Origin of the sequence: Moorena sp. SIO2C4 (assembly GCF_010672485.1) — a bacterium.
GTDB lineage: Bacteria > Cyanobacteriota > Cyanobacteriia > Cyanobacteriales > Coleofasciculaceae > Moorena > Moorena producens.
In genome coordinates, this window is sequence record NZ_JAAHGN010001128.1 from 1 (window position 1) to 2,326 (window position 2,326).

General features: G+C 44.1%; 1 protein-coding gene and 1 pseudogene. Both read left to right on the plus strand.

Annotation, left to right across the window (positions count from 1 at the left end):
• The first annotated feature begins 556 nt into the window (after nucleotides 1-556).
• Nucleotides 557-1,627, plus strand: coding sequence for an SGNH/GDSL hydrolase family protein (locus F6K20_RS34585; RefSeq protein ID WP_008189944.1), 1,071 nt, complete (start codon nucleotides 557-559; stop codon nucleotides 1,625-1,627).
• 319 nt (nucleotides 1,628-1,946) lie between these two features.
• Nucleotides 1,947-2,326 (plus strand): annotated as a pseudogene (locus F6K20_RS34590) (M42 family peptidase); the annotation flags it as partial.

Sequence of the window (2,326 nt, forward strand, 5' to 3'; positions counted from 1 at the left end):
CTATCAGCTATCAGCTATCAGCTATCAGCTATCAGCTATCAGCTATCAGCTATCAGCTATCAGCTATCAGCTATCAGCTATCAGCTATCAGCTATCAGCTATCAGCTATCAGCTATCAGCTATCAGCTTATGGGTTACTTGAGGTGCTACTGTTCGCGCAGCTTGTGCGTAGCGCAATCGGTGCTTTTAGGTGCGCACCTTTGAATAAAATAAGCTGATAGCTGACCGCTGAGGGCTGAATGCTCACTAAAAAACAGTTGAAAACAGCTTTTAGTTGTGCTTAAGCACAATTCCTAACAGGTATTGTCATTGGTTAGTAATTAGTGGTGATTGGTAAAGTGTGTCAATGCCAGACATGATATCAAGTCCGGTTAATCACGTCTAAAATGGTTGATCCGATGCCTGTGAATTTTGAATTTTGAATTTTGAATTTTGAATTGCTAATTGCTTATGGTTAGTTAATTTTCAAGGTTCAATTTACTATCAACCAAGAAGGATAAGTATTAAATCGGACATGATCTGAGATAATTATCTGCAATTAAGGTAAAAAACTATCATGAAGACACAAATTGCTGCTACAGGATTAGTCTTTTTCTCTTTAATGTTGCCCCTCAAGGCAAATGCTATCGAGTTGTTTAGCAAGATGTATATCTTTGGAGACAGCCTCTCTGATCAAGGCAATTTATTCAATGCCACCGCAGAGCGAATTCCCCCCAGTCCACCTTATTTTGAGGGACGTTTTTCCAATGGTCCCAACTGGGTGGATTATCTCGCAGGGGATTTGGAATTAAACCCCACTCTGTTTACCACTATTGGCTCAGGTGCTATCCCGACTGTTGGCATTAACTTCGCTTTTGGTGGTTCTACTACAGGCACTGGACAAACTGCCCCTGTTACCTCCTCTGGATTGGTAGTTTTACCAGGATTGCAACCACAGATTGATGCCTTTACTGTTCCCCTGATACAAGCCGGTCAGTCGGCTGACCCAGATGCTCTGTATATAGTGTGGGCTGGTGCTAATGATTATCTACCCAACCAAGGCAGTTTTGAACCATTTACAGAAACTGACACCACTCTGGCAAATTTGTCAGATGCACTGCAAGACCTGACTGAGGTTGGGGCTAAGAATATTATGGTAGTTAACTTGCCAGATTTGGGCAATACGCCCATTGCTCTGGGAGTTGATGGGCGTGTTCCTGGTACTAGCGATGCCCTCAACACTTTGACAGAAGACCATAACTCTGGTTTGTCTGAACTACTCGATCAATTCAGTCAGACTCCCGACTCAGATGTCAATATCATCCCGGTTGATGTTAATTCTATATTTAGGGAAATTCTGGCTCAGCCGACGGAATTTGGTTTCACCAATGTAACTAGTCCTTGTTTGAATATACCAGCACAATTTGTATGTGAGAATCCCGAGGAGTTTTTCTTCTGGGATTTACAACATCCAACTACTGGTGTTTATCGAATCATTGCGGATTTAGCCCTGTCAGCATTGAACGATCCAAACCCAGATAATAACAATTCACACCCAGCTAATGTTCCTGAACCAGCAACGGCTTTAGGTCTATTCGCCTTGGGGGCTTTAGGGATAGGTTCTAAGGGAATCAGGAAGAAGGAATAGGGGATAGGGAATCGGGAATAGGGAATTTAGAATTTAGAATTTAGAATCGGGAATCGGGAATTGGGAATCGGGAATCGGGAATCGGGAATCGGGAAAGACAGGGGAGTGTGGGAGGTGTGGGAAGTGTGGGGAGTTTGGGGAGTTTGTTATTAAGGGTAATTATCTCGATATGATATCAGATGAGCAACTGGCTCCCCAAGACAGCTTAGGTGCGCTTGACCCGTAATTAAATTCGCCACGGGTCGCACCTCTGCATCGCTTTTCGTCAATTCTTCTTCCCTGTTCCCTGTTCCCTGTTCCCTGTTCCCTATTCCCAACAATGACTAACAATTACGACCAACTGTTCAAAACCATAGAAGAGTTAGTTATGCACCATTCCCCCAGTGGTGCGGAAGAGGAAATTGACCAATTGTTACTGCATCGGTTTCAAGCTTTAGGGGTGGAAACTTGGCAGGATCGGGCTGGAAATGTCATTGCGAAAATCCCTGGTAAGGATGCTGGTGCTAGTCCCATTGCGATTACTGCTCATAAAGATGAAATTGGTGCCATTGTTAAACGGATTGCTGAAGCAGGACGGGTGGAAGTGCGCCGGTTGGGGGGTTCTTTTCCTTGGGTTTATGGTGATGGTGTGGTGGATCTGTTGGGGGATAACTATACCATTAGTGGTATTCTATCTTTTGGCTCACGTCATGTTTCCCA

Bases quoted from the DNA above. Each gene is read 5' to 3' on its own strand.
- F6K20_RS34585 (WP_008189944.1), top strand. From the start codon at position 557: ATGAAGACACAAATTGCTGCTACAGGATTAGTCTTTTTCTCTTTAATG.